The sequence below is a fragment of the bacterium 336/3 genome, assembly GCA_001281695.1.
In the GTDB taxonomy this organism is placed as follows: domain Bacteria; phylum Bacteroidota; class Bacteroidia; order Cytophagales; family Thermonemataceae; genus Raineya.
Map to the genome: position 1 here is coordinate 1,080,735 of LJIE01000001.1, position 20,946 is coordinate 1,101,680.

Here is a 20,946-nt window from a genome sequence, read left to right on the forward strand (position 1 = left end):
AAATAAAGAGAAAAAAGAAATGGTTAAGTTCTTTTTTCTAAAATGATTTTTATTCTAAATCTTTCTGAATCGTTTCAAAAACTGTTGTCTTTAGGTTGGGCAAATCTGCCATAGTCAAGTGTGTTGTTTCAATGGGAGCATGGACAATACTCTCCATTTTATGCCACGAAAGCGTGATTTTTCCATTATCGGGCATGACTTTCCAAGCCCATTTGAGACTAATAGGTACAATTGATGTATTGGTTTCGATAGCCAATTTGAAAGCACCATCTTTAAATTCTACCATTTGGGGAGGGTTTTCAGAGAAAATACCTCCTTCAGGGAAAATGATAAGACTTCTGCCTTCTGTAAGTGCTTTTTTCATTTGTAAAAAAGCTTTGGCTGCCGCCACTTTACTATCTCTATCGACAGGAATATGTAATTTTCTGAACATATAACCAAACAAAGGCACTTTAATAATGGTACTTTTCCCAACAAAGGCATAATCGCCTTTCATAATGCCCGCAATGGTAGCAATATCTAAATACGAAAAATGATTGGCACAAAATATGTAGGATTGATTTTTAGAAAAGCTACCTACAAAACGAGTAGGGTTTGGGATACCCAATAAAAAGTAAAAAATATGCGACCATGCTTTGTATAAATAGGTATTCCAGATGTTTTTATGAATTTTATGAAATAGAATCAACCAAGGAAAAATTAAAATAAAACCCGAAAAAAAAACAAAAATCATCCAAAATGCGTATATTGTCTTAAAGAATTTCATATTTTTAAATGCAAATTTTAACTACAAATATCCTAAAATCTATGAGTAACGGGCAAAAAATCCTATTTTCTTTTTTGGCAGGAGCAGCAGCAGGTGTAGTGGCTGGCTTGCTTTTAGCACCAGAAAGTGGGAAGGAAACACGCAAAAAATTAGCAAAAAAGGCTACAGACCTCAAAAATACTCTTGAGGGGAAAATCAAGAATTTCAGAACAGAAGAAACAACCTCCAACTAAAACTTGGAGGTTTTGTTTTGATAGGATTTTTTAACATCTTGCAAGCCTATTTATAAAAGAAATATCAATCCAAAATAGATTAATTGAATGAAAATTATTGTTCCTATGGCTGGTATGGGTAAAAGAATGCGTCCCCATACACTTAGCGTTCCTAAACCTCTTATTCCTATTGCAGGAAAACCAATTGTTTATCGTTTAGTAGAGGATATAGCTCAAGTTTGTGGGCAAAAAATAGATGAAATAGCTTTTATTATACACCCAAGTTTCGGTAAATCTACAGAAGAAAATTTGCTTACTGTAGCGGCTTCATTAGGAGCAAAAGGACAAATTTGTTATCAAGAAGAGGCTTTAGGGACAGCTCATGCCATTATGTGTGCCAAAGAAAGTTTGGATGGAAATGTAGTTGTAGCTTTTGCTGATACTCTTTTTAAAGCAGATTTTATACTTGATTCGTCTAAAGATGGTATTGTTTGGGTACAAAAAATAGAAGATCCAAGACAGTTTGGTGTGGTTAAGCTTGATCAAAACCAAGAAATTACAGACTTTGTAGAAAAACCTCAGGAGTTTATTTCTGATTTGGCAATCATTGGTATTTACTATTTTAAAGATGGAGCATATCTAAGAAAACACTTGCAACATCTTTTAGATAACAATATCAAAGAAAAAGGAGAGTTTCAGCTTACCAATGCCCTTGAAAATATGAAGAATGAGGGAACGAAATTCAGTATTGGCGAAGTAACTGAATGGCTTGATTGTGGGAATAAAGATGCAACTGTTTATACCAATCAAAGATATTTAGCGTTTTTAGAAGAAAGAAACCAGCCATTAAGAGCCAAAAATGCTCAAATACAAAACTCTGTAATTATTGAGCCTGTGTTCATTGAGGCAGATGCTGTAATTGAAAATAGTGTGGTGGGACCTTATGTTTCGGTAGGTAAAGGAACAAATATTAAAAATTCGGTTATTAAAAATAGTATCATTCAGGAAAACAGTCAGTTACAAGGTATTCATGTCGAAAATTCTATGATAGGAAATTTTGTACAGTGGCATGGGAAAGCTCAAAACTTGAGTGTAGGTGATTATAACGTGATAGTGGATTGATTTTTGTGGATAATATTTGCAAAATTAAAATTGTATTTATATGAAATGGGTAGCCTTTTGTATTGCTTTGGGGGTTCTTTCAGTAGAACATACTTTTGCTCAGAAAAAAAAGAAAAAAGATAAGGATAAAGACAAGATTGAAGAATCTGAAAGCCAAGCAAGAACAGAAGAAATAGTTGGTAAAGATGATAGACAAACTACCCTCATGGCAGAAAGACAAATGCTGGAAGGGATGAAGTATTATGCTTTAGATAACTATTTAGCTGCTCTCGAAAATTTCCTAAAAGCTCTTAAAATTAACCCAAAGAGTTCTGGTATTCATTATCAAGTAGCAGAAACTTATTTGAAGGCTGGAAGACCTAATGACGCCATTGCTTATGCCGAAAAAGCCATAGATTTAGAAGATAATAACAAATACTATTATCTTTTATTAGGTAAGCTATACGAATCGCAAGGGCAATACGAAGAAGCAGCTAAGACGTATGAAAAAATGTTTTCTAAAAAAATAGCAGGAACAGATTTATATGCCTATGATTTAGCTCAAATTTATCAGTTTCGTACCAAAGAATATCCTAAAGCCTTAAAACTCTATGAAACGTTAGAGAAAAAATATGGAGTACAAGAGGCTCTTACCAAAGCCAAACAACTGATTTATATAGAACAAAAAAATAATATATCAGCTACTTTAGAAGCCGAAAAATTAGCAAAAGCTTTTCCTGAAAATTTTAGTCATCAAATCAATTATGCTGAAATGCTATTAGCATCAGGAGAAGAAGCCAAAGCTGAAAGTTTTCTATTAAATAATTTGTCTAAAGATTACTCTTTTGCCTCTCATCTTTTGTTGTATAGAATTTATAAAAAGCAAAACAGAAAGGATTTAGCGAATAATTTACTCACTAAAACACTTGCTGAAAAAAGCCTTCCTGATGAGGTACGTAATCAGTTTCTAAAAGGAAATGCTGAGGGAGGAGATGTAACCCAGATAAATAATGAATTAGAAAAAGCTGTTCAAAATGCTCCCCAAGACCCTGAAACATGGTGGCTGTATGCAAAAAATTTGGAACAGAAAAAAGACTTAGAAAAAGCTCGTAACGCATATTTTAAAGTGGTAAGCTTAGATGGAAACCGTTTTGAGGCTTGGCAAAAACTTTTGTATTTGGATACAGAACTGATGCAAGCTTCAGAACTACTTATACACTCAGAGCAGGCTCTAGAACTTTACCCAACTCAAGCCATATTCTGGCTTTATAATGGTATTGCCTATCATGAATCCAAAAAATACCCTAAAGCAATTGAAAGCTTTGAACAGGGTTTAGGTTTTGCAAAAAATAATGCCAAACTTCAAACACAACTGAACATTCGTCTAGCAGATACTTATCATGGAATGAGTCAATACGAAAAATCGGATAAAATTTTTGAAGATATTCTTGTAAAAGAACCTGAAAATGTAATAGCTCTCAACAATTATAGTTATTACCTTGCTTCAAGAAAGCAAAAAATGGATGTTGCTACAAAAAACGCTAAAAAACTGCTTGAACTCCAACCTGAAAACGGTATTTTTATAGGTACTTATGCTTGGATATTATACAAACAAAACAAACTCCAAGACTCTAAGAAAATGTTTGAAAAAGCTGTTACTTTAGCTCCTTCAGCTCTTATTTTAGAACATTATGGTGATGTACTTTTTAAACTCAATGAAAAAGACAAAGCTATTGAGCAGTGGCAAAAAGCTCAGAGCTTGAAAGGTGGAAGTCCACAGTTGGCAAAAAAAGTAACAGACAAACAACTTTACGAATAACATTTTTTTTTAAAACAATTATTCAAAATTTAGCACTTAATATTGATAATGAAACATTTATTATTGGTGGTTTGCATCATGACTCTTATGGCTGCCTCTTGTAGAAAGCCAAAAAAATTAAATACTTCTAATCCAGCAGATACTACTGTTATTCAAGGGCTTAAACCAAAAATAGACACTCCGAAAGTTGCTTTTGTTTTAGATAGAGAAATACCTAATCTTGATTTCAAATATCTTTCGTCTGATACTAAAATAGATTTCACAGATGGGACAAACGATTCCAAGTTTAAAGTAAAAATGCGTATTCGTAAGGATAGTGCAGTTTGGCTTTCTATGCAAGCCAATATTGGTGTAGAAGGTATTAGAATTTTAGCAACCAAAGATTCTATACAAATGATTAATTATCAGGAAAAAACATATAGAGTTTTAAGTTATAAAGCTTTAAGCGAGGAATATGGTTTTGATTTTACTTATGATCTAATGCAAGGTGTTCTGATAGGTGAAATGCCTATCAAACGTTTTGATAAAAGAAATGTACTGAAAGACACAAGTTATTATATCGTAAGACAAATGGAGAAATTTTTGAATATTGACAATTACTTAAATCAAAAGAATTTGAAATTAGAAAAACTCAATGTAAAAGATTCTAATACAGGAAGTGTGATGGAGATGCTCTATACTGAGTTTGTAGTATTGGGAACAGGCTTATTTGCAGAAAAAAATAACATAGACTTAAAATATTATAATAAAAAAGGCTTTTATAAAATTAACATAGAAATAGACCACAAAAAGACTAAAATTACAAATGAAGCTCTTGCTTTTCCATTCAAGATACCTAATAAATACAAAAAAATGGACTAAAAAATAGATATCTGTTGATAAATACTTAGTCATACCTAAAAGAGAATAAAGATTAATAGAATCTTTATTCTCTTTCTCTTTTTTCAAAAAATAATATAATTCCTTAGTTTTTTATATCTAAAAACTTTGGTTTCAAAATAATGATATATTTGTGTATAATTTACACATAATATATGGAAATTGTACAGAATATCAAGGTTGCAGTAGATGCCATTGTGTTTGGATATGCTCATAATCAGTTACATGTACTCTTAATTAAACAGAAGTTTGGAGAACTGAAAAATCAATGGGCTTTGGTAGGAGGCTTTGTAAAAGACTCTGAAACGCTTCAAGATGCTGTAAACAGAGAGCTTCAAGAAGAAACTGGCATTCAAGTCAATTACTTGGAGCAACTCTTTACTTTTGGCGATAATATACACCGAGATCCTCGATTTAGAGCCATTTCTGTAGCTTATTTTGCTCTCGTTAATTCCACTACACTCACTCCAACACCAAACACAGATGCTGAAGAAGCTCAGTGGTTTTCTATCAAAAATCTGCCTCCATTAGCCTTCGATCACCAAGAAATCATTGAAATGGCTTACAAAAGACTGCAAAACAAACTAACTTATCAGCCCATAGGCTTTGATTTACTACCCAAAGCATTTTTGTTTTCTGATTTAGAAAACCTCTATTGTACTATTTTAGAGAAAGAAATTGATAGGAGGAACTTTAGAAAAAAAATTTTAAGCTTTGGAGTGATTGAAGAAACAGAACTTTTTGCCTCTAAAAAAAGTGGTAGACCAGCCAAACTTTTTAAGTTTAATAATCAGAAATACAATGATTTAATGAAAGATGGGTTTCTATTTGAAATTAAATTTGCGTAAATTTTACGCAAAATGTTTTGATAAGATAAATATCTTATTTATACTTGTGTAGTTATTAGACAAAATATCTTATGGTACTTCATCTTGATAAAAATTTCAAACCTGTTTCAGCAAAAGAAATCGAATATGAATCTTTTACTTTCTCAGGTGGAGAGCCTCACATCAAAATCAATCCTGATTTTGATAAATCGGAGGCTGTAACCATTACACACCGACTCAACTCTTTCAACGATTTGGGTTTACTTTGTGTAGCAGTAGATGCCCTTAAGAGAATGCAAGCTCAAATTTTAGATTTGGTCATTCCTTATTTTCCTGCTGCTCGACAAGATAGAGTGATGGTACAAGGCGAAGCACTTTCTGTGAAAGTCTATGCTGACATCATTAATTCTTTAGGTTTTAAGAAAGTTGTAGTATTTGATGCTCATTCTGAAGTTACACCAGCTTTGGTTCACAACTGTCAGGTAGTGCCAAATTATGAGTTTATCAGGCAGATAATAGATAAAATAGGAAATGTAAAACTCATTTCTCCAGATGGAGGAGCTTTGAAAAAAATCTATAAAGTTTCTGAGGCATTAGGAGGTATCGAGGTAGTAGAGTGTAGTAAAAGCCGAAATGTAAAAACAGGGCAGCTACTTAATTTTAAAGTATATGCAGATGATTTGGCAGGCGAAAATTGTCTGATTGTAGATGACATTTGTGATGGTGGAGGTACTTTTATAGGTTTGGCTCAGGAACTCAAAAAGAAAAATGCAGGAAAGTTGTATTTAGCTGTTTCACATGGCATTTTTAGCAAAGGCTTTACTGAACTTGCACAACATTTTGAACATATTTTCACTACGGATTCTATCAAAGAATTGAATGATAGTTGTTTAACACAAATCCAACTCAATCATGGACTTCTATCTTGATACCCAAAATTCATTAAATCGTCTGATGGAAGAATACAAACAATATAATTCTTTGGTGGTAGCCTTCGATTTTGATGATACTGTTTACGATTTTCATAAAAAAGGTAGAATTTACCATGATGTGATGGCTTTGCTCAGAAAGCTCAAATCTATCAATTGCTATCTAATTTGCTGGACAGGGCAAGAAAATCCAGAATTTGTGGCTCAATATTTAAAGGAAAACGATATTCCTTTTGATGCAATTAACGAAAATCCTCCATTTCATAAGTCCACAAGTAGGAAAGTGTATGCCAATGCCTATTTGGATGATAGAGCAGGCTTGCATCAAGTATATCAAGAATTAAAATATCTAACCGAAAATATCTAAAATTATGAATCCACTACTTCTTACAGATGGTTACAAAGTTGACCATCGCAGACAGTACCCAGTAGGCACAAGTTTGGTATACTCCAACTGGACACCCAGAAAAAGCAGAATAGAAGGTGTTGATGAAGTTGTATTTTTTGGCTTACAATACTTTATCAAGAAATACATTTTAGAAGATTTTGAAACACATTTCTTCAAAAAGCCTAAAGAAGAAGTAGTTGCTGAATACAGACGAAGAATCAATTATTATTTAGGCGAAAATGAAGTAGGTACAAAGCATATTGAAGATTTACACGATTTGGGTTATATTCCAATGATTATTAAGGCATTGCCAGAAGGTGTAAGTGTACCCATCAGAGTACCCATGTTTACAATGTACAATACATTGCCTGAGTTCTTTTGGCTCACCAATTATTTTGAAACATTGGTTTCTGCTGTAGTTTGGATGCCTTGTACATCAGCTACCATTGCCAAACAATACAGAAAAATTTTAGAACAATTTGCTAAAGAAACTTCTTCTATACCCGAATTCGTAGATTGGCAAGGACATGACTTCTCTATGCGTGGTATGGCAGGCATTGAAGCTGCTTTGATTTCTGCAAGTGGGCATTTATTGAGTTTTAGTGGAACAGATACCATTCCAGCCATAAGCCTTTTAGAAAAATATTATAACACCAATGCAGAAAAAGAGCTCATAGGAGGTTCTGTTTCTGCTACTGAACACAGTGTTATGTGTATGGGAACTATTGAGGATGAAATAGGAACTTTCAGGAGACTAATTTGTGATGTTTATCCTAAAGGGATTGTTTCTATTGTTTCGGATACTTGGGATTTATGGAAAGTACTCACAGATTATTTGCCCAAACTGAAAAACGAGGTGATGAGTCGTGAAGGTAAAGTGGTGATACGTCCAGATAGTGGTGATCCTGTGGATATTATTTGTGGTAATCCAAATGGAAAAAATGATAATGAAAGAAAAGGGGTAATAGAACTTCTTTGGGAAACTTTTGGTGGACAAACTAATGCAAAAGGCTTTAAAGAGCTAGACTCACATATTGGAGCAATCTATGGCGATAGTATCACGATGGATAGAGCTATTCAAATTTGTAAAAGACTTAAAGATAAAGGATTTGCTTCTACCAATGTGGTATTGGGTATAGGCTCTTATACATATCAGTATAATACTCGTGACACTTTTGGTTTTGCTATGAAAGCCACTTATGGTGAGGTAGAAGGTGTGGGTAGAGCAATCTTTAAAGACCCTATCACTGATGATGGTACAAAGAAATCTGCCAAAGGACTTATGAAAATAACACTTGAAAATGGAGTATATAAACTCACTGACCAAGCTACTTGGGAGCAAGAAAAGCAAGGTGAACTCAAAGAAGTCTTCAAAGATGGTAAATTGGTGGTAGAGCAGAGTTTATCTGAAATTAGACAAAGACTAAAAGAAAGTTTGTAATAAACAATAGACTTAGTTATTTTTATATTCTTCAAAGTGTTTTATGTAGCATTTTGAAGAATATTTTTGTTTCTATAAACTCTATGAACAATCTCAAATATGGAAAACAAACGATTAGAATATTTTTAACATAATTGATAAATATAACTTTTTGGGAATTAAAATGAAAAAATTGAATTTAACACTATCTATTTGGCTTTTTTGTATGGTATCTGTATTTGCACAGAAATTATCAGAGGAAGAAGTAAAAAAACTTTTTGAGGAAGCATGGAATACCTCCAATGATATAGAGAAAGCCTCTAAAAATAAAAAAATATTGGCAGAAGCCCCTGATACACCTTATGGCTTGCATTCTAAGGCATGGCTTGAAATGAAGAAAGGTGAAATAGAATTATCTGTTTTAACATTAGATACATTAATTCAAAAACATCCTGAATTCTGGCAGGCATACTGTAGTCGTGCTGTTTGTAAAGAATTTCAGAAAAAATACCAAGAAGCCATACAAGATTATGATAAAGCCCTTGAAATCAATCCAAATGTTGCAATAATTTTTAATAATCGTGGATTATTAAAATATGAATTAAATGACCAACAAGGTGCTATACAAGACTACAATAAAACTTTGGAAATTAACCCTAAATTAGCTCAAACATACTATAATCGTGGGTTGTCAAAATATAAAATAGAGGATATATCAGGAGCTATAAAAGACTATAGCAAAGCCATCGAAATCAACCCAAAACTATTGGGTGCATATCTTAATCGTGGAAATCTAAGAGCTAAATTAGGGGATAATTTGGGTTCTGTACAAGATTATAATAAAATCCTTATTATTGATTCTAAAAATGCAGAAGCATATTATAATCGGGGTGTGGCAAAAGCTGAATTGGGTGATTTAGAAGGAGCTATGAAAGATTATAACAAGGCTTTGGAACTCAATCCTAATTTTACTCATGTTTATGGTAATCGTGGAATTTTAAGAGATAAATTAGGTAATAAACAAGGTGCTATGCAGGATTACAACAAAGCTCTTGAAATTGACCCAGAATTTGCGGAAATCTATGGAAATCGTGGAATTTTAAGGGATAAATTAGGTAATACACAAGGTGCTATGCAGGATTATAATAAAGCTCTTGAAATTAATCCCAAATTTGCAGAAGTGTATTTGAATCGTGGAAATTTAAAAAATAAGCTTGATGATAGACAAGGTTCTATACAAGATTATGATAAAGCCCTTGAACTCAATCCGAAATATTCTGAAGTGTATTATAATCGAGGAATTTTAAAATCAGATTTAGAGGATAAGAAAGGGGCTATGGAAGATTATAACAAAGCTCTTGAAACCAATCCAAAGTATCATGAAGCATACTATAATCGTGGCGTACTCAAAACTGAATTAAATGATGAGCAAGGAGGTCTAAAGGACTTTAACAAAGCTCTTGAAATTAATCCTAAATTCCATCAAGCGTATTACAATAGAGCAGTATTAAAAGCAAAATCAGGTGACCAACAAGGAGCCTTGAACGATTATAACAAGGCTCTTGGAGTCAATCCAAAATTGACTCAGGCTTATGTAAATCGTGGAGTGTTAAAAGATGAATTAGGTGATATACAAGGAGCAATAGAAGATTATAACAAAGCGATTACCTTGAATCCCAAATTTGCAGAAGCATATTATAATCGGGGTGTGGCAAAAGCAAAATTGGGTAACAAACAGGGAACTTGTACAGATTGGAACAAAGCAAAAGAATTAGGACTCATACAAGTAGATAGTTTAATTCAGCAGTATTGTAAATAAATTCTTATGGCTTTTTTGCAATAGGTTAATATTTATAAAGTTTGCATAATCAAATTAATAATTTCTTTTATTTCATCTGAATGAGTTTTGTTTTTAGTAATTACTCTTAAACCAGCAAGATTGCTATAAAGATACTTTGCTAAAACTTTAGAATTGTTTTTTTGAGAAATTTGCCCCAAATCTTGTCCTTTTTGTAAAGCATTTTCCAAGGCTAATTCCATCTGTTGTTTATTGCTATTAATAATTTGAGCTATTTCTTCATCAGTATGTGCTAACTCTATGGTGCTATTGGTCATAAAACACCCCTTTTGCGAACATTTTTCTATATCCCGAACGATACTATAAAATATATCTTCAATGGTTTTTCTTATATCCGAAGAATCTCTCAGCATATTGATAACAATGCTTGTATAATCTTCTTGATATTTTTTCAATGATTCTAAAAAAAGATTTTTTTTATCCGTAAAAGTATCATAGATACTTGAACGGCTTAATCCTAAGCCATCTACTACATCTTGCATGGAACAAGCATTATAACCTTTCTCCCAAAAAAGTTGTATAGCTTTATCCAGCACTTTATCTTGATTAAATTCTTTGTTACGAGGCATAACACGTTAGTATTATATATTTGTACTGTGTGCAAAATAAACTACTTTGCAACACAATACAAATATACAGATTTGGAACAATCATTCCAAAAAATGATAAAAAAATTAACCAATTACCCCAGGGTTAATATTGATTCCTCCATCAATGTTAATTTCTGCTCCTGTAATAAATGAAGCATCATCAGAGGCTAAAAAAGCTACTAATTTTGCTACTTCTTCTGGCTGACCAAAACGTTTTAAAGGCACACGATTCTGCATTGCCTGAGCAAAACCATCTAACATTTCCTGAGGCATGCCTGCTTTACCAAAAATAGGAGTGGCTACGGGACCTGGATTGACAGCATTGATACGAATTTTACGTGGAGCAAGCTCTGTTGCAGCAGTTCTCGTAAAGGAGTTCATGGCTGCTTTGCTGGCAGCATAAATAGCAGTATTAGCCATGCCAGTATAAGCATTTACAGAAGAAAGATTGATAATAGAAGCTCCTTCTGAAAGAAAAGGCAAGAATTTTTCTAAGGTAAATACAGCCCCTTTAAAATTAATGTCCATTTGTTCATCAAATACATTTTCGGAAATCTGACCAATAGGAGTGGGTTTAAATACACCAGCATTGATAAAAAGAATATCTACTTTACCATATTGAGCCTTGATTTGCTCAGCTAGTTTATCTAATTGAGTAGTATCGGCAACATCAGCCACCAAACCAATAGCATTTTCGCCCAATTGTGATGCAGCTTCTTTGACTGCATCTGCATTACGTCCTGTAATGATAACTTTTGCACCCTGATTTAACATTTCTTGTGCAGTAGCATATCCAATGCCACTATTACCACCTGTAATCACTGCGATTTTGTTTTCTAACTTTTGCATATAAATGAATTTTAATTTGGAATAATCGTTCCGTAAAGATATGTAATTCGGAATGAATGTTCCAAATTGAAAACGAAGTATTTTCTGAAATATTTTATTGAATTCTGATAAATAAGAAGTTATGCTTTATTCTTTGAATAAAGTAAAGAAAATAAGGAGGCAAATATTTAAGTATAGGCAACCATAAAAATGTATATTACTGAGCAATTTTTATAGAATATTATGTACAGCCCTGAATTTGAAAACTTGTTGCTACTTTTGAAAAGTGAAAATACTTTTCAGGTAGGTTTAGAGCTTGCTCTTGAAAGATAGGACGAATTTAGACTTATATAACAGTAATCTTATAGAAATACTTGTAAATATTGTATTGCTATCTAATTTACAAAATTTAGATTTAAGTAATAATCAATTAACTTTCCCCAAAGAAATTGGAGAATTGAAAAATTTGAAAGAATTGCATTTGGGAATAAATAAATTAACTACACAAGAAAAAGAAAAAATAAAAGCACTTTTGTCAAATTGTAATGTAGAATTTGACTAAAATAGATTCTCTTATAATTTTCAAAAAAAGCAACCCTCAACGTTTATTTCAAAGTGTTATAAAAATCATTAATAATTCTGTAGAACAAACACATATTTTTTGTAATTTTGCAGAAAAATGAAATAGGAAGAAAATACGATTATGATTTCTACAGAAAATGTAACTCTACAGTATGGTAAACGCACCTTGTTTGAGGATGTAACCATTAAATTCAATCCTCAAACTTGTTATGGATTGATTGGTGCGAATGGGGCGGGAAAATCAACTTTTCTGAAAATTCTTGCTGGTGAAATTGAACCCAACAAAGGCAGTGTAAATATGCCTCCTAACACTCGTTTGTCTGTACTCAAACAAAATCACTATGAGTTTGATGAGTTTACTCCCTTACAAACAGTGATGATGGGACACAAACGTCTTTATGATGTTTTAGCTGAAAAAGATGCTATTTATGCAAATCCTGATGCCACAGAAGATGATTTTATGAGAGCAGGAGAGTTAGAGGGTATTTTTGCAGATTTAGATGGTTGGAATGCTGAACCCGAAGCAGCTAAACTTTTGAGTGGTTTAGGAATTGTTGAAAGCCAACATCATACAGAACTAAAATATCTAAACGAAAGCGAAAAAGTTCGTATTTTATTAGCTCAAGCACTTTTCGGTAACCCTGATGTATTACTATTAGATGAGCCTACCAATGGTTTGGATATTGAGTCTGTTACTTGGCTCGAGAATTTCTTGATGGATTTTGAAAATACAGTAATTGTAATTTCCCACGACAGACACTTCTTGGATGCTGTTTGTACAGCTATTGCTGACGTTGATTTCAAGAAAATACAATTATATGTGGGTAACTACTCGTTTTGGTACGAATCGAGCCAGTTAGCTTTACGTCAAAAACAAGACCAGAATAAGAAAACTGAAGATAAACGTAAAGACCTTGAAGAGTTCATTCGTAGATTTAGTGCCAATGCTTCTAAATCTCGTCAGGCTACTTCTAGACAACGTTTGTTGGAGAAATTAACTCTAGAAGATATCACACCTTCTTCAAGAAAATACCCTTATATTGCCTTCAAAGCTGATAGAGAAGCAGGTGACCAACTACTTTCAGTAGAAAATCTTACCAAAACGGCTGAAGATGGAACTGTTTTGCTTAAGAATGTAACTTTTACACTTAGAAAAGGTGAGAAAGTTGTTTTCTTATGTAGAAATCCTAAAGTCTTAACCACTTTGTTTGATATATTGATGGAAGAAACTAAACCTGATAGTGGAGAATTCCGTTGGGGTGTAACTACCACAAGAGCTTATTTACCTACAGATAATAGTTCTTTCTTTGATGGAATAGACCTTAATTTAGTAGATTGGCTTAGACAATACTCTGCAGAAAAAGATGAGAGCTTTATCAGAGGCTTTTTGGGTAGAATGCTTTTCTCTGGAGAAGAAGCTCTCAAACAGGCAAAAGTTCTTTCTGGAGGTGAAAAGGTACGTTGTATGCTTTCAAGAATGATGTTGAGTGGTTCTAATGTGCTACTATTAGATGAGCCTACCAATCACTTGGACATGGAAAGTATTATTTCTTTAAACAATGCCATGACAGATTTTGCAGGAACTATGTTATTTACCTCACATGACCACCAACTTGTTCAAACAGTTGCTACTCGTGTGATAGAAATCAAAGAAGAAGGCATCATTGATAAATTATCTACTTATGACGAATATTTAGAAGAAAAAGCTTCTAAAACTGCTGTATAAAACTAAAAAACTCGCTTCAGGCGAGTTTTTTTATTATTTGTTCAAAAGAGCCATTTCTTTGGAAAGATACTTTGGCAATGTTTTGAGAGCAATATCCAAACGTTCTTTATTTTCCTGTTTTCTTTTTACATCCTCTATATAATGGTTGTAATTAAGAAATAAATAACACATAATAACTCTATTATAATCATCAAGTTCTTTATCAGCTATTATTTCCAAAATTTTTGTTTCAATTGCTTTTGCTTCACGACTCTCGGACAAAGCTCTACCCAATCTACCCACATCTCCATAATAATGATTTTTATTGGCATTCTCCATTCTGAATGTAATGCCCAAAAGAAGGTTTTTTACATCAATATCTAAAACTTCTAACTCCTTGATATAGGTTTGTCTTCCTGCCCAAGCATAACTGCCATCAGTTACTCTTTCAAATCTGTCATTCATAATATCCAAATGGGCTCGCAAAAAGATTTTCCAATAGGCTGTTTCTGCTGATAATTTGGCGATATTCAAGGCATGAACTCTTGGACTATCATCTTGACTACAACCACCTACCACTCTACGACCTCTTTTTAACTCCAATTCAACTTTTTTTGAATGATAACGCCCCACATATTCCTCAAACTCGTCATCACAACCACCTTTTTCTAGAGCTTCTTTTAAAGCATCTTGAAATAAAATATCAAACTTCTTATCAGTTTTTTTTAATTTATCAATCTTAGAAATCCTAAGAGAATCCCAAATTCGATAATTTTTTAGATATGTGTCATAATTTTCATCATTGTAATCTTCATATTTGGGTCTATTTGTAGCATTATGTAGATAATCTAAGAATTTAAAAATATTGCTATTTTCTTGATAACCATAATGTTTATCAAGTTTCTCATCAAAAATTTGTGTAGTCGTATCTATCATACAATTTGAGTATTGTATCATTCGGGCATATTTTTCAGGAATGGGTTGGTTAGAAAACTCCTCTATGAAATAGAAAGCATTCAAAGATGCTTCAGAATATTCACTCTTCTCTGAATAATTATATATCCATTTATTTTTTAAGGGATTATTTTGTTTATCATGTGTATGAATTGTATAGTCTTCAACACCAATGCTATTGAACGTGGTTACATTTTTTTTATCATAATCTATGTAACTGTATCTTACAATCAATAATTCTTTATGAATTTCTGCCTTTTTATATTTTTTTATAAAATCATCAAAAGAAATCTTATTGTCTAAATCTAATTTTGCTTTATTAGCGTTATTACCACTCAAAGAAATATAATGAGCTTTTCCTTGCATTTGAGATAAGTAAGTTTGATTTAATTCACAGACTTTAAACTTGAGATTCAAAGAGTCTACAATTTTCTTAAGAGGCTTTATGGTTTCATCAGAGTAAATCAATCCATTGCCTAATATATTAAATTCGGTGTTTTGGGCAAAAGCAGAATGTCTCATCCATAGGGCTAGGAAAAGAAAAATAGATTTCATAGAGTTATAGCGTTTAAAATGAATAGCTTAAGCAATATAACAAGATTTCTTAATATTAAAATAAAATAGACAATAAAAATGGATAACCTAAAAACTAAGTTATCCACATAAAATGTGAGAATATTACCTTACCATTTCAGCGTTTTCTTTTCTAAGAAATAAGCTATTCCTTTTTTACAATCTTCGCTTTCTCGAGCGTGAGCATTTTGCTTTGCTGCAAAAGAAAGAGCCTCTTTGAGAGCCATTTCTTGGACTTGAGCAATCATTTGTTTGGTCGTTTGCATACTCTGAGAAGAGTTATTTTCACAAAGACTTTGAGCAAATGTTTGGACTTTACCTTCTAATTCATTGGGTTCAACGATAAAATTGATTAAACCGTATTCCAAGGCTTTTTGAGCCGAAATCAAATCGCCTGAAAGTAACAATTCTTTGGCTCTGCCTTCTCCAATTTTTCTAAGCAAAAATACCATTACAATGGCAGGGATAAAGCCGATTTTTACTTCTGTATAGCCAAATTGAGCTTCGGGAACTGTAAAAGAAAAATCGCAAACCGTAGCCAAACCAGCTCCACCAGCAATGGCATGCCCATGAATTTGCCCAATGACTACTTTGGGATGTGTGTAAATAAGCTCAAAAAGTTCTTTGAGGTGTGAGGAATCTGCAAGATTTTCCTCAAAAGTATTTTTTTGAAGCGTTTGCAAATACTCTAAATCTGCTCCTGCACAAAAAACTTTTCCATTGGCCTTTAAAACAATTATTTTAGCATTATCGTCCTTTTCAGCCTGTCTAAAAGCTTTTTTTAATTCTTCAACTACTTTGAAGTTTAAAGCATTGCGTTTTTCAGCTCTATTGAGAGTAATATAAGCAATTCTGTTTTCTACGTGATAAGTTACAAACTCCATAAATTCATATTATTTTTATGAAAAATTACTCTTACTATTTTCTTTAGCTGCTTCCAAGTCATCACGCAGGTTTTTCTGAACAGCAATGGCTCCAAAAAGAGATAACATAAAAGCAAAAATATAAAACCCTTTTTCACTAGGTAAAATATTGGTATTCCAAAGACCTACAGCTAACAATACAATAGATAAAATTGTCCCAAACCAACAAATACCATAATAAATGTCAGTTACAGGTAAGCCTTCCATACGATCACGTACACTTTTTTGAAGAGAAACTACTGCAAAAAGCCCAAAAAATAAGACTGTAAAATAAAATCCTTTTTCGCTTAAAAGCATTTCGGCTCGCCATAGCCCTACTAAAAAACCAATAGCTCCTGTACCTAAGGCAATCCAAGAAGCAGCTACAAAAGCACCAGATGTTTTTCTAACCATATTTAAAATTGTTTTTAGACATAAAAAGAGTTACACGAAACTCTTGTGTAACTTTTAAAAATAAATAAATATTATTTTTTTTCAACTTTTTTGTAAGTAAGTGTATTGCCTCTACCCATATAAGAAAGAGATAAAGTTTTGTCATCTAACTCAAGAATATACCAACACATATCAGTTTTTGAACAAGAAATATATTTGTCTTTCTCTTTTGGAGGATTTCTTTCTTTGTTTGCTTCTTTGTCTAATGGATTTTGACATTCATCTGATAATACGAAAACTTCATCTTCTATACTTTTTTCACCGTCATAAATATCTTTTCTAAGATTGTTCTCAAAAACTACAAAACTTTTAGAATCATCAATACTTTGCCACTTACCTTGTAGCAAATCCATAGTTGATTTTGTCGTTTTTTCTTCTGTTTTAGGTGTAGAGGTTTGAGTTGATTTTTCTGTAGAATCTTTTTTATCTTCTGTTTTTTTTGATGCTTCTTTCCCACAACTTGCTAAAAAAGATGTAAAAAGGAGGGTCAATCCGAAGTGTACGATTTTTTTGTTCATAGAATTAAATCATAAAAGTGTAACAAATAATTTATTATTCTCCAGTGTATTCAATATGATTTGTAGTCTTTGTCATAGATATATGATAATAAAAACCTGCATCTCTGTATTCTTTAGGTAGAAGTCCAAATATACTATCCCATACAAAATATACAACTTTTCTTATCATATCTTCATGAACAAAAAAGCTCTCATCAAGAAACCCACTAATAAAGGCAACAGAGTGATTCATTTGAGGTGTTTCCTGATAGTATGGATATTCCTCCACGAACTTAATTTTGATATTTATAAAACCATAATTGGGAGTAATATATACATAATCACCTATTTTTTCAGCTTTATGTTCTTGATTTTTATTAAAAAAACGAGCTAATACAATCTTTTCTTTACGATTAATATATACAGATCTTTGAATATTATCTTCTATATCAACTTGTTCATCACCAATAACAATCTCTATATCGCAACTAAAGTCATTGTATATAAATTTTTCAAAAATCATGATTCATAAAATAAGAAAGGTGTACATTATAGTACACCTAAATTTATTATTATTTAAAGTTAATCAGTCCAACTCATAGGGTAATTTTCATCAACATATTCCAACGCTTCTTCTGTAATGAAAAGAGGTTTGAACGTGTCAATCATTACTGCATATTCATGTGTTTCTTTTGCTCCAATACTTTTTTCTACTGTTCCAGGGTGTGGACCGTGAGGCAAACCACCAGGGTGTAGGGTAAATGAACCTCTATCAATACCTTTTCTACTCATAAATTCACCTTCTGCATAAAATAAAACTTCATCAGAATCTATGTTGGAATGGTTATAAGGTGCAGGAACAGAAAGAGGATGGTAATCGAATAAACGAGGAACAAACGAACAAATTACAGCTCCACCACACTGGAATGTTTGATGAATAGGAGGTGGCATGTGTATTCTGCCAGTAATGGGCTCAAAATCGTAAATGGAAAATGTATAAGGATATAGAAACCCATCCCAACCAACTAAATCAAGTGGACTGTGTTCATAAACGTACTGATGAATAAAACCACCTTTTTTTATTTTTACAGTATATTCTCCTTTCTCTGTTTCTGTAACAAGTTCTTGTGGAGGATGAATATCTCTTTCGCAATAAGGAGAGTGTTCTAATAACTGCCCCAATTCGTTTCTATAACGTTTTACAGTTTCTATGGGAGTCATAGATTCTGTAATGAGCATACGAACAGGCTGATTATCAAAAACTAATCTGTAAATAGTAGTTCTTGGAATTACTACATAATCACCTTTTTGGAAACGAAGTCTTCCAAATTGAGAGTCTAAATATCCACTTCCATCATGGATATAAAGCAATTCATCAGCTTCACCATTTTTATAATAATAATCCATTTTGCAATTTTCCAAATTGCAGATAGCAATTCTCAAATCATGGTTTGCCATTAAAATTTTACGTCCTTCTAAGAAGTCTGTTCCAGTGTTTTTAGAAATAGACGTTTTGAGATGTGTTTGTAATAAAGGCCTGTCTGTGAGCATTTTCAAAGGTACAGGGATAGACTCCCCAACTTTTTTGATACGTGTAGGGGCATAGGTATGATATAAATTCGAATAAATGCCACTAAAACCTTTAGAACTCACAAGTTCCTCAAAATATAAAGAGTTATCAGGTTGACGAAATTGAATATGCCTTTTGGCAGGGATTTTACCAAGTCTATAATAGTAAGCCATAAGATTGCAAGTTTAATGAGATGTATCTTTGGCTTTCAATTTACAAAATCTTTGTGTTGTGCAAGATAAAATTACTTATTTTCTTTTGTTTGTATAGAGCCTATTCTCTAAATCATAAGGCTTTTATGACAAACTTTTGAATTTTAGTCAGAAATCAAAGTATTTCATAAAATTTGCACTAAATTTGTTTTATACTCAAAGCAAATATATTTCTAACCATGCTTTTTGATTTAACAGATATTATTTTTGAAAATAGAAATAAAATTTATGGAGCTTACAAACTCCGAAAAACATATCACAAATCACTTCTAATAGGGTTATTAACCAATATTCCTTTTATCATAGGTTTTATTGTTTGGATAAAATGGGAAAATCCTAAAAAAGTTGAAAAAGAAGACTTACAAGAACATATTGTTTTCTTGCAAGTCAATGATGTAGAGCTCTCTGATATAGAAGATATGCCTGTTTTGGTAGAACCCCAAATGCCTCAATTGCAACAAACTAAAAATTCTGACAACGATAAAAAAGAAGAAAGCCAAGAAAAACAAGATACTCAGAAAGAAATAAACATAAAAGAAGAAACTGACCCTAAAAAAGACGAAAAGAAAACTGAAGATAAAAAGCAAGAAGAAAAAAAAGGTGAAACTAACAAAGAAAATATAGCTCCAGTGCTTTACTCAAAGGATATTTGGAGCATATACATCAAAAAAAATTTAGTTTACCCTGAGCAAGCTCTCAAAGAAAAAAAGGAGTGTAAAGTATCTGTTACAGTTGTCATTCAAGAAGATGGGAGCATTAAAGTAGAAAGAGACAGACCTATTTATGGATGCGAAGACTATTTCAATGATGAAGTAAAGAGATTGATAAAAAATGCTCCTAAATTTGTACCTCCTACCAATCAAGAAGGGCAACCTCAACGAAAGATTGCCATAGCCATAGAGTTTAACTTACCAAAGTAAAATTTATGTTAATCCATGTAAGAAAAGTATAAAAATGTAAAATTATGTCCAAACTCTTGAGATAGAAGCTCCATGAACTTTACCTGTTTTTCTATCTATTCCTGCCTGAATAAATAAACCTGAAATACTATCAGCATCTGGATATTCGTAAAAATATAAACCTGTACTTTCACTCCAAAAAACATGTTCAATACTCAATAATTGATCACCTTTTATTTCAATAGCATATTCATCATCAGGCTTTAGGTATTTTTGAGCACCAACTCTATTCCAACCATATTCTGTCCATAAATACCACCATGTAATATCTTGTTTAGGGTATTCTAATGGCGAAAAAGCTTCACTTTTTTTATCTATGGGAAAGGATGGTGTTCTTATAAAGCCATTGATAAAACTTGAGTTTTTGAGATAATCCATAAGAGTATCATGAATAGAATTATTGATAAGGTCTAATTCAAAAAAATCAAATTCAGGATCACCTTCATCACTAAAGTTTCTAATTGTAAAACCATTGTTCTGAAGAGCTTTGATAAACTCTTTAAATGTTGAAATATGCTGATGAAATAAGGAAGAAAGTTCAGAAACAGGTTTCAATATTGCATCAGGGTATTTAGCAACAGCTTTTGGTGGAGGAGTAGCTTTTCCATAAATAATTAAGTCCACACCACTCATCATTTTATTATAAACTACTTTAGCTCCCAAAGCAAAGGCCATACATCGATATGTATAATAATCATCAACATCGCCAAAAAAAATGCTTTTGTCTGTTAAAAAATTGTCTAAAGGAGTTTGATTTTCTGTTAAGCTATTGAATGTATTAGCATGTTTTTTTAATGGAAGCATACAATATTGTGTTTGAGTAAAAAGTAAATATAAAAAAAAGAGCTTTAGAAAAATATCCTAAAGCTCTTTTTTAGTTTTTAAAATTTTAGAAACTATATCTCAAACCAAATTGAGCTTG

At 32.3% G+C, this 20,946-nt stretch carries 20 protein-coding genes and 2 pseudogenes; 12 read left to right on the top strand and 10 right to left on the bottom strand.

The window, feature by feature from the left end; genetic code table 11:
• Window positions 1–49: 49 nt before the first annotated feature.
• Window positions 50–766 (bottom strand): hypothetical protein, encoded by a 717-nt coding sequence (locus tag AD998_05145; GenBank protein KOY85618.1) that lies wholly within the window; start codon window positions 764–766, stop codon window positions 50–52.
• A 41-nt stretch (window positions 767–807) separates the two neighbouring features.
• Between AD998_05145 and AD998_05150 the strand changes: the two genes are divergently transcribed.
• The 9 genes and pseudogenes from AD998_05150 to AD998_05190 all read left to right on the top strand — a co-directional run bounded on the left by AD998_05150 (window position 808) and on the right by AD998_05190 (window position 10,160).
• Window positions 808–999 carry a hypothetical protein gene (locus AD998_05150; protein KOY88067.1) on the top strand — a complete coding sequence of 64 codons (192 nt, stop codon included), beginning with the start codon at window positions 808–810 and terminating at the stop codon, window positions 997–999.
• 87 nt (window positions 1,000–1,086) lie between these two features.
• Window positions 1,087–2,100: a nucleotidyltransferase gene (locus AD998_05155; GenBank protein KOY85619.1), complete on the top strand. Its 1,014-nt coding sequence runs from the start codon at window positions 1,087–1,089 to the stop codon at window positions 2,098–2,100.
• 40 nt (window positions 2,101–2,140) lie between these two features.
• Window positions 2,141–3,898 (top strand): hypothetical protein, encoded by a 1,758-nt coding sequence (locus AD998_05160; protein KOY85620.1) that lies wholly within the window; start codon window positions 2,141–2,143, stop codon window positions 3,896–3,898.
• A 48-nt stretch (window positions 3,899–3,946) separates the two neighbouring features.
• The gene (locus tag AD998_05165) at window positions 3,947–4,759 is read left to right on the top strand and encodes a hypothetical protein (GenBank protein KOY85621.1); all 813 of its coding nucleotides are present in this window, start codon (window positions 3,947–3,949) and stop codon (window positions 4,757–4,759) included.
• A gap of 173 nt (window positions 4,760–4,932) precedes the next feature.
• Window positions 4,933–5,625 carry an NUDIX hydrolase gene (locus AD998_05170; protein KOY85622.1) on the top strand — a complete coding sequence of 231 codons (693 nt, stop codon included), beginning with the start codon at window positions 4,933–4,935 and terminating at the stop codon, window positions 5,623–5,625.
• A 71-nt stretch (window positions 5,626–5,696) separates the two neighbouring features.
• Window positions 5,697–6,533 (top strand): phosphoribosylpyrophosphate synthetase, encoded by an 837-nt coding sequence (locus AD998_05175; GenBank protein ID KOY85623.1) that lies wholly within the window; start codon window positions 5,697–5,699, stop codon window positions 6,531–6,533.
• The gene (locus tag AD998_05180) at window positions 6,517–6,900 is read left to right on the top strand and encodes a hypothetical protein (GenBank protein ID KOY85624.1); all 384 of its coding nucleotides are present in this window, start codon (window positions 6,517–6,519) and stop codon (window positions 6,898–6,900) included. The genes AD998_05175 and AD998_05180 overlap by 17 nt, the downstream gene beginning before the upstream one ends.
• 4 nt (window positions 6,901–6,904) lie before the next feature.
• Window positions 6,905–8,362 carry a nicotinate phosphoribosyltransferase gene (locus tag AD998_05185; protein KOY85625.1) on the top strand — a complete coding sequence of 486 codons (1,458 nt, stop codon included), beginning with the start codon at window positions 6,905–6,907 and terminating at the stop codon, window positions 8,360–8,362.
• A gap of 349 nt (window positions 8,363–8,711) precedes the next feature.
• Window positions 8,712–10,160 (top strand): annotated as a pseudogene (locus AD998_05190) (hypothetical protein).
• A gap of 32 nt (window positions 10,161–10,192) precedes the next feature.
• Here AD998_05190 and AD998_05195 read toward each other — a convergent pair.
• On the bottom strand, window positions 10,193–10,768 hold the full coding sequence (locus AD998_05195; GenBank protein ID KOY85626.1) for a hypothetical protein: 576 nt from the start codon (window positions 10,766–10,768) through the stop codon (window positions 10,193–10,195).
• A gap of 105 nt (window positions 10,769–10,873) precedes the next feature.
• Window positions 10,874–11,638 (bottom strand): short-chain dehydrogenase, encoded by a 765-nt coding sequence (locus tag AD998_05200; GenBank protein KOY85627.1) that lies wholly within the window; start codon window positions 11,636–11,638, stop codon window positions 10,874–10,876.
• Between the two features lie 319 nt (window positions 11,639–11,957).
• Between AD998_05200 and AD998_05205 the strand changes: the two are divergent.
• Both AD998_05205 and AD998_05210 read left to right on the top strand, forming a co-directional pair.
• Window positions 11,958–12,179 (top strand): annotated as a pseudogene (locus tag AD998_05205) (hypothetical protein).
• A 141-nt stretch (window positions 12,180–12,320) separates the two neighbouring features.
• The gene (locus tag AD998_05210; protein ID KOY85628.1) at window positions 12,321–13,925 is read left to right on the top strand and encodes an ABC transporter ATP-binding protein; all 1,605 of its coding nucleotides are present in this window, start codon (window positions 12,321–12,323) and stop codon (window positions 13,923–13,925) included.
• A gap of 33 nt (window positions 13,926–13,958) precedes the next feature.
• Here the strand turns inward: AD998_05210 and AD998_05215 are convergent, their stop codons facing one another.
• From AD998_05215 to AD998_05240, 6 genes are all read right to left on the bottom strand, one after another.
• A complete protein-coding gene (locus AD998_05215; GenBank protein ID KOY85629.1) occupies window positions 13,959–15,413 on the bottom strand; it encodes a hypothetical protein in 1,455 nt (484 codons plus the stop codon).
• A 128-nt stretch (window positions 15,414–15,541) separates the two neighbouring features.
• A complete protein-coding gene (locus tag AD998_05220; GenBank protein KOY85630.1) occupies window positions 15,542–16,315 on the bottom strand; it encodes a methylglutaconyl-CoA hydratase in 774 nt (257 codons plus the stop codon).
• Window positions 16,316–16,330: 15 nt separating this feature from the next.
• Window positions 16,331–16,747 (bottom strand): hypothetical protein, encoded by a 417-nt coding sequence (locus AD998_05225; protein ID KOY85631.1) that lies wholly within the window; start codon window positions 16,745–16,747, stop codon window positions 16,331–16,333.
• A 71-nt stretch (window positions 16,748–16,818) separates the two neighbouring features.
• Complete coding sequence (locus AD998_05230) at window positions 16,819–17,277, bottom strand: hypothetical protein (GenBank protein ID KOY85632.1); 459 nt, start codon at window positions 17,275–17,277, stop codon at window positions 16,819–16,821.
• A 61-nt stretch (window positions 17,278–17,338) separates the two neighbouring features.
• Entirely contained in the window at window positions 17,339–17,806 is a 468-nt protein-coding gene (locus AD998_05235) for a hypothetical protein (GenBank protein ID KOY85633.1), read from the bottom strand.
• 59 nt (window positions 17,807–17,865) lie between these two features.
• The gene (locus AD998_05240) at window positions 17,866–19,026 is read right to left on the bottom strand and encodes a homogentisate 1,2-dioxygenase (protein ID KOY85634.1); all 1,161 of its coding nucleotides are present in this window, start codon (window positions 19,024–19,026) and stop codon (window positions 17,866–17,868) included.
• Window positions 19,027–19,244: 218 nt separating this feature from the next.
• Here AD998_05240 and AD998_05245 point away from each other — a divergent pair, with 218 nt between their 5' ends.
• Entirely contained in the window at window positions 19,245–19,985 is a 741-nt protein-coding gene (locus AD998_05245; protein ID KOY85635.1) for a hypothetical protein, read from the top strand.
• 42 nt (window positions 19,986–20,027) lie between these two features.
• On the opposite strand, the gene AD998_05250 is transcribed toward AD998_05245, so the two are convergent.
• Window positions 20,028–20,828: a hypothetical protein gene (locus tag AD998_05250; protein KOY85636.1), complete on the bottom strand. Its 801-nt coding sequence runs from the start codon at window positions 20,826–20,828 to the stop codon at window positions 20,028–20,030.
• Window positions 20,829–20,946 lie beyond the last annotated feature (118 nt).

Bases quoted from the DNA above. Each gene is read 5' to 3' on its own strand.
- AD998_05225 (KOY85631.1), bottom strand. From the start codon at position 16,747: ATGGTTAGAAAAACATCTGGTGCTTTTGTAGCTGCTTCTTGGATTGCC.
- AD998_05245 (KOY85635.1), top strand. From the start codon at position 19,245: ATGCTTTTTGATTTAACAGATATTATTTTTGAAAATAGAAATAAAATT.
- AD998_05170 (KOY85622.1), top strand. From the start codon at position 4,933: ATGGAAATTGTACAGAATATCAAGGTTGCAGTAGATGCCATTGTGTTT.
- AD998_05210 (KOY85628.1), top strand. From the start codon at position 12,321: ATGATTTCTACAGAAAATGTAACTCTACAGTATGGTAAACGCACCTTG.
- AD998_05150 (KOY88067.1), top strand. From the start codon at position 808: ATGAGTAACGGGCAAAAAATCCTATTTTCTTTTTTGGCAGGAGCAGCA.
- AD998_05200 (KOY85627.1), bottom strand. From the start codon at position 11,638: ATGCAAAAGTTAGAAAACAAAATCGCAGTGATTACAGGTGGTAATAGT.
- AD998_05155 (KOY85619.1), top strand. From the start codon at position 1,087: ATGAAAATTATTGTTCCTATGGCTGGTATGGGTAAAAGAATGCGTCCC.
- AD998_05220 (KOY85630.1), bottom strand. From the start codon at position 16,315: ATGGAGTTTGTAACTTATCACGTAGAAAACAGAATTGCTTATATTACT.
- AD998_05250 (KOY85636.1), bottom strand. From the start codon at position 20,828: ATGCTTCCATTAAAAAAACATGCTAATACATTCAATAGCTTAACAGAA.
- AD998_05185 (KOY85625.1), top strand. From the start codon at position 6,905: ATGAATCCACTACTTCTTACAGATGGTTACAAAGTTGACCATCGCAGA.
- AD998_05195 (KOY85626.1), bottom strand. From the start codon at position 10,768: ATGCCTCGTAACAAAGAATTTAATCAAGATAAAGTGCTGGATAAAGCT.
- AD998_05175 (KOY85623.1), top strand. From the start codon at position 5,697: ATGGTACTTCATCTTGATAAAAATTTCAAACCTGTTTCAGCAAAAGAA.
- AD998_05180 (KOY85624.1), top strand. From the start codon at position 6,517: ATGGACTTCTATCTTGATACCCAAAATTCATTAAATCGTCTGATGGAA.
- AD998_05160 (KOY85620.1), top strand. From the start codon at position 2,141: ATGAAATGGGTAGCCTTTTGTATTGCTTTGGGGGTTCTTTCAGTAGAA.
- AD998_05240 (KOY85634.1), bottom strand. From the start codon at position 19,026: ATGGCTTACTATTATAGACTTGGTAAAATCCCTGCCAAAAGGCATATT.
- AD998_05145 (KOY85618.1), bottom strand. From the start codon at position 766: ATGAAATTCTTTAAGACAATATACGCATTTTGGATGATTTTTGTTTTT.
- AD998_05165 (KOY85621.1), top strand. From the start codon at position 3,947: ATGAAACATTTATTATTGGTGGTTTGCATCATGACTCTTATGGCTGCC.
- AD998_05235 (KOY85633.1), bottom strand. From the start codon at position 17,806: ATGATTTTTGAAAAATTTATATACAATGACTTTAGTTGCGATATAGAG.
- AD998_05215 (KOY85629.1), bottom strand. From the start codon at position 15,413: ATGAAATCTATTTTTCTTTTCCTAGCCCTATGGATGAGACATTCTGCT.